This is a genomic window from Anaerovibrio lipolyticus (assembly GCF_021531495.1).
Lineage (GTDB): Bacteria > Bacillota > Negativicutes > Selenomonadales > Selenomonadaceae > Anaerovibrio.
In genome coordinates, this window is the sequence record NZ_JADYTY010000055.1 from 1 (window position 1) to 5,733 (window position 5,733).

Consider the following 5,733-nt stretch of genomic DNA (forward strand, 5'->3'; position numbering starts at 1 on the left):
TTTGTGCAACTACATTTTACCACAAGGGTTCGCTATGGATTTTTAAGTGTTCAACTTAATTATACAATCCGCCCAGGTTCTTTTCTATGTCAAAAATTTGACAAGGAACTTCAAATTATGCTAGAATATATAAGCTGATGTGCGGGCGTGGCGGAACTGGCAGACGCGCTGGACTTAGGATCCAGTGCCGCAAGGCGTGGAGGTTCGACCCCTCTCGTCCGCACCAAATTTTATACCACAAAGACTGTGAAGAAGAGGAGTACCTGCTCCAGATGAGTGTAGAGAGAAAGGCGGTTGGTGAAAGCCTTTACTATCCAGCAGGGAAGGTAGCTTTGGAGTTGTCTGGCTGAAGGATTGCTGGTAGGCTGGAACGCTGGACGGCGTTAGGTCTTGAGTGTGCACATAGTTCATGTGCAAATTTAGGTGGTACCACGGAAGATATGCTCTTTCGCCCTTATTGGGCGGGAGAGCTTTTTGATTTGAAATAAAGGAGTTTGAGAACATGGAAGAGAATAATATCCCCAAGGTTTATGACCCCAAAAGCTTTGAAAAGAAATGGTATGGCTTCTGGGAGGAAAACAAGCTGTTTCATGCCGTTGTAGAGGAAGAAAAGGAACCATATAGCATTGTTATCCCACCTCCAAATGTAACTGGCCAGCTTCACATGGGCCATGCATTGGACAACACTTTGCAGGATATTTTGATTCGTTGGCGCCGTATGCAGGGCTACAATACCCTGTGGATGCCTGGTTGTGACCATGCAGGTATTGCTACTCAGGCCAAGGTAGAGGGTGCTCTGCGGGCAGAAGGCACCAATCGCTACGAGCTGGGCCGTGAGAAATTCCTGGAGAGAGTTTGGGATTGGAAGGAAAAGTTTGGCAGCCGTATTATGAGCCAGCTTCGTTCCCTGGGTTCCTCTCTGGATTGGGACAGAGAGCGCTTTACTATGGACGAGGGCTGTTCTAAGGCTGTCCGCGAGGTTTTTGTCAGCCTTTATGAGAAGGGCTTGATTTATCAGGGAACCCGTATTACCAACTGGTGTCCAGATTGTAACACTGCTATTTCTGATATTGAGGTGGAGCATGAAACTGAGGCCGGTCATCTGTGGCATATTCGCTATCAGATTAAGGGCGAGGACAAATACGTTGAGGTAGCTACTACCCGTCCTGAAACCATGTTTGGCGATACCGGTGTAGCTGTAAATCCTGCTGATGAGCGTTATACTGAGCTGGTTGGCAAAACTCTGATTCTGCCAGTAGTGAACAGAGAGATTCCTCTCTTTGCTGATGAATATGTTGATTCTGCTTTTGGTACTGGTGCCGTAAAGGTTACTCCTGCCCATGATCCTAACGACTATGAAATGGGTCTCCGTCACAACTTAGAGCAGATAAAGGTTATTTCCAACACTGGCAAAATGACTGAGGGTGCTGGCAAATATGAGGGCATGGATCGCTATGAGTGCCGTAAGGCTCTGGTGAAGGAGCTTGAAGAGATAGGTGCTTTGGTATCTGTAGAGGATCATGAGCATGCTGTTGGTCATTGCTCCCGTTGTCATTCCACCATTGAGCCAATGATTTCTACCCAGTGGTTTGTCAAGATGGATTCCTTGGCTAAGCCTGCTGTAGAGGCTGTTAAGACTGGCAAAATCAAATTCGTACCAGAGAGATTTACCAAAATCTATTGCAACTGGCTGGACAATATTCGTGACTGGTGTATTTCCCGTCAGCTGTGGTGGGGCCATCGGATTCCTGCCTGGTACTGTGATGATTGTGGCGAAACCACGGTTTCCCGTACTGATATAGATGTATGTCCAAAATGTGGCAGCAAGCATCTCCATCAGGATGAGGATGTACTGGATACCTGGTTCAGCTCCGGTCTGTGGCCATTTGAAACTATGGGTTGGCCAGAGGAGACTCCTGAGCTGAAGCAGTTCTACCCAACCAGCACCTTGGTTACCGGCTATGATATTATTTTCTTCTGGGTAGCCCGCATGGTTATGATGGGACTTGAATTTGGCAAGGATATCCCATTCAAGACCGTTTACATTCATGGTCTGGTTAGAGATGAGCAGGGGCGGAAGATGTCCAAATCTCTGGGTAATGGTATTGATCCAGTAGAGGTTATTGACCAGTATGGCGCTGATACCTTGAGATTTATGCTGATTACCGGCAACACTCCTGGTAATGATATGCGATTTATCAATGACCGTGTTGTGGCCACCAGAAATTTTGCTAACAAGCTGTGGAATGCCTCCCGCTTTATGCTGATGAATCTGGAGGGCTTTGACAAGTCCTTTGTTCCAGCAGAGGAGGATTATACCCTGGCTGATAAGTGGATTATGTCCCGTTACGCCAAGACTGCTCAGGGCGTTACGGCCAACCTGGAGAAGTTTGAGCTGGGTGAGGCAGGCCGTTTGATTTATGAATTTATCTGGAATGAATTCTGTGACTGGTATATTGAGCTGGCCAAGGCTAGACTTTATGACAAGGAAAATCTCCGCCCTCGTCAGACTGCTCAGTATGTATTGGGCTATGTGCTGGAAGGCACACTGCGTCTTTTGCATCCATTTATGCCATTTATTACTGAGGAAATCTGGCAGCATATTCCTCATGAGGGTATCAGCATTATGGTATCCCAGTGGCCTGGCAATGATGAAAAGGCTTTGTCCCAGCTGATAAATGATGGTGATGAGGCAGCCATGACTGCTATTATGGAGTCCATCAAGACTATTCGTGCTCTCCGTTTGGAGGTAAATGCAGCTCCTGGCAAAAAGAGTGAGGTTATTTTGAATTTTACCGATGAATCTCTCCGTCAGGTATTTGCTGACAATGAGGGCTATCTTACTGTACTGGCTGCCGCAGAGCCTGTTACTATGCTGGCTGCTGGTTCTGAGAAGCCAGAAAATGCTATGGCCGGTGTGGTTAATGGCGTAGAAATTTATCTGCCATTGAAGGGCCTGATTGATGTGGACAAGGAGGCTGCCCGCCTTAACAAGGAAATGGCTACTTTGGAGAAGGAAGTTAGCCGTCTGGAGAAAAAGCTGGGCAATCAGGGCTTCCTGGCCAAGGCTCCTGCCGAGGTAGTTGCTGGTGAGCAGGAAAAGCTGAAGGGCTATCAGGAGAAGCAGGCTGCTGTCAAGGAGCGCCTTAGCTATTTGGCAACTCTGTAAATTTACATAAAAACAATGATCGTACCATAGATGGGCCTCAAAACAGGCCTGCTATGGTACATCATTTTATATGGCAGAATTATTTCGAGGAGGGAAGGATATGAATTATCAGGAAGCTCTGGAATATCTGGAGGATCTGAATGTATTTGGTGTAAATCTGGGCTTGGCAAGAATCCAAAGGCTGATGTTTCTTTTGGGAGATCCCCAGAAACAATATAAAACCATTCATGTTACAGGTACCAACGGCAAAGGTTCGGTAACAGCTATGCTGGCTTCCTGCTTGCAGGCGGCAGGGATTCGGACAGGTATGTATATTTCTCCCCATCTTTCCTCTTATACGGAAAGAATGGTTATTGATGGCCAGCCTGTTTCTAAGCAGCAATTTGCCGAGACTCTTAGCGTGGTGCGGGATATTTGCGAATTTATGCAGGGAGAGGGAGATGAGCATCCTACCCAGTTTGAGGTTCTTACCGCAGCGGCTTTTCTGCTTTTCCAGAAAGCTGGGGTAGAATATGCGGTGATTGAGGTAGGCTTAGGTGGCCTCTTGGATTCTACCAATGTTATTGTGCCAGAGGTGTCGGTAATTACCAATGTAACCTTTGAGCATGCAGATAAGTGCGGCGGTACTATGGAAGGTATTGCTACCCATAAAGCTGGTATTATCAAAGATGGTGTGCCTGTAGTAACCGGGGCAGAGGGTGAGGCTCTGGAAATTATTGCCAAGATGGCTCAGGAAAAAAAGGCCGATCTGTATGTGGCAGGCAGAGATTTTGCAGCAGAAGCTATGAAGCCTTTGGGACAGTTGTCCATACCGCCAAATCTGGGAGCTACCGGCTATGGTGTGCAGGATAGAGCTTTGACAGATATGCAGATGGAGGCTCTTTCCAAGCTGCATTTGGATTGCAATGAATGTGAGGCTGGTCAGCAGCTGGTGGCTTTTAATGGTAAAAATCCTCTTTTTGCCAATATGAATTACAAGCTGTCCTTGCTGGGACTGCACCAGGTGTCCAACAGTGGATTAGCGGCAGCGGTCTTTATGGTGGTGGCAGCTAATGATTTGCGCTTCACACAGAAAGCCTTGAAAAAAGGTATGAAGCAGGTAATCTGGCCTGGGCGGTTTGAACTGCTCTCTGGCTATACATATAAGGTGCTGATTGATGGTGCCCACAATCCTGCAGGTATCAAGACCTTGCGGCAAAGTCTTGATTATTACTTCCCTCATAGCAAAAGAATTTTCCTTTTGGGTATCTTGAAGGACAAGGATTATAAATTCATGTTGGAATATCTTCTGCGGCCAGAGGATGTGGTAGTGATGACTACGCCAGATTCCCAGCGGGCAGCAGAGCCAGAGCAGCTACTGCCATATGTGGTATCTGAGGCCAAGGAAGCTGTACCAGAGCCAGCAAAGGCCTTGAAACGGGCCCAGGATTTGGCAGAGCAAGCAGGCAATCCAGAAGAAACCACGCTGATATGCGCAGGATCCCTTTATCTCATAGGAGCCTTGCGGGAAATGCTTATAAAATAAGAACGTAATTTAAGATATTAAATTTTGTTTACATAAAACTCTATACATACCATGATTGAAATATAATTTTATGATATAATATAAGAGGTAGCGGAATATGCCGACATATGCCATGATAAATGGTGCAAGAATAGAAATGAGAAGTAAAGAAAGAGGTCACAACATTCCTCATGTGCACGCTGTCAAAAATGGGCAGTCTATGTCGATTGCTTTTAATGGGCGTGTTCTTGCTGGTAAGTTAAAAAGTAAGAAGGATGAGGAAGCTGTTGTACAATGGGTAATAGCTCATAAAAATCTTCTAGAAAATGAATGGAAGGAGATGCATTGATATGTGTACGATTGAAGAAAAGCGTAAATCCAATAAAAATATTTTTCTTCATTTCCATAATGAAGATGATATGTTTTTTGGCGTGAAAAAGATTCCAATTAGCAAATATGATTATGCTGTCAAATTGTGTGGAAAGGAAAATGCGGATTTTCTATATAAGGTTTCAAAAACAACGTCAGATAGAGACATTGCTGAGTCGTTTTATGCGAAAGCCTTCTAAGCTAGCATTGTTTTTATAAAGGGGACTGCAACACTAAATTAGTGTTGGCAGTCTCTTTTTTTGTTGCAGTTTTTTAGATGGAAAAATGTAACTTTCATAGAGGAGGGCCGTGATTTTGTATAGGGCAGGAATTTCACAAGACATTTGATTCGAATTTTGAAAAAATTCGCTCTAATGTCTTGTGGGGGGGGGCAAATGTGGTAGTATACTAGACAGTGTGGATAAGTTGAATAACTTTGTCTTAAATAAACACATTGGAGCGAAGATTTTGGGAGATATGGGATTTAGTGAATTGAGAAATGAAAAGCAGGACTATGTAAAACGAGGTTTAGATTTGATTATATGCTTGTCAATGCTTCCATTGGTGCTGCTGATAATGGCCTTGGTTGCTATATGTATCAAGGTGGAGAGTCCAGGCAAGGTATTTTTCAATGACTATCGTATAGGCAAGTCAGGCAGAACTTTTTTGTGTTACAAATTTCGTTCTATGT

At 44.9% G+C, this 5,733-nt stretch carries 5 protein-coding genes, 1 tRNA gene and 1 other annotated feature; all 6 genes read left to right on the forward strand.

The genetic code is table 11. From position 1 onward, the window contains the following. Window positions 1-141: 141 nt before the first annotated feature. Window positions 142-226, forward strand: a tRNA-Leu gene (locus I6E26_RS10815). A gap of 11 nt (window positions 227-237) precedes the next feature. After that, window positions 238-459: a binding site (T-box leader), on the forward strand. A gap of 43 nt (window positions 460-502) precedes the next feature. Beyond that, window positions 503-3,169 carry a valine--tRNA ligase gene (locus I6E26_RS10820; RefSeq protein WP_235321876.1) on the forward strand — a complete coding sequence of 889 codons (2,667 nt, stop codon included), beginning with the start codon at window positions 503-505 and terminating at the stop codon, window positions 3,167-3,169. 100 nt (window positions 3,170-3,269) lie between these two features. Then, window positions 3,270-4,694: a bifunctional folylpolyglutamate synthase/dihydrofolate synthase gene (locus tag I6E26_RS10825; RefSeq protein WP_235321877.1), complete on the forward strand. Its 1,425-nt coding sequence runs from the start codon at window positions 3,270-3,272 to the stop codon at window positions 4,692-4,694. 97 nt (window positions 4,695-4,791) lie between these two features. Beyond that, window positions 4,792-5,022: a DUF4160 domain-containing protein gene (locus tag I6E26_RS10830; RefSeq protein WP_235321878.1), complete on the forward strand. Its 231-nt coding sequence runs from the start codon at window positions 4,792-4,794 to the stop codon at window positions 5,020-5,022. 1 nt (window position 5,023) lies between these two features. Beyond that, window positions 5,024-5,242, forward strand: a complete 219-nt coding sequence (locus I6E26_RS10835; RefSeq protein WP_235321879.1) for a hypothetical protein — start codon at window positions 5,024-5,026, stop codon at window positions 5,240-5,242. A 277-nt stretch (window positions 5,243-5,519) separates the two neighbouring features. Further along, the coding region (locus I6E26_RS10840; protein ID WP_235321880.1) for a sugar transferase at window positions 5,520-5,733 on the forward strand (214 nt) is incomplete at its 3' end.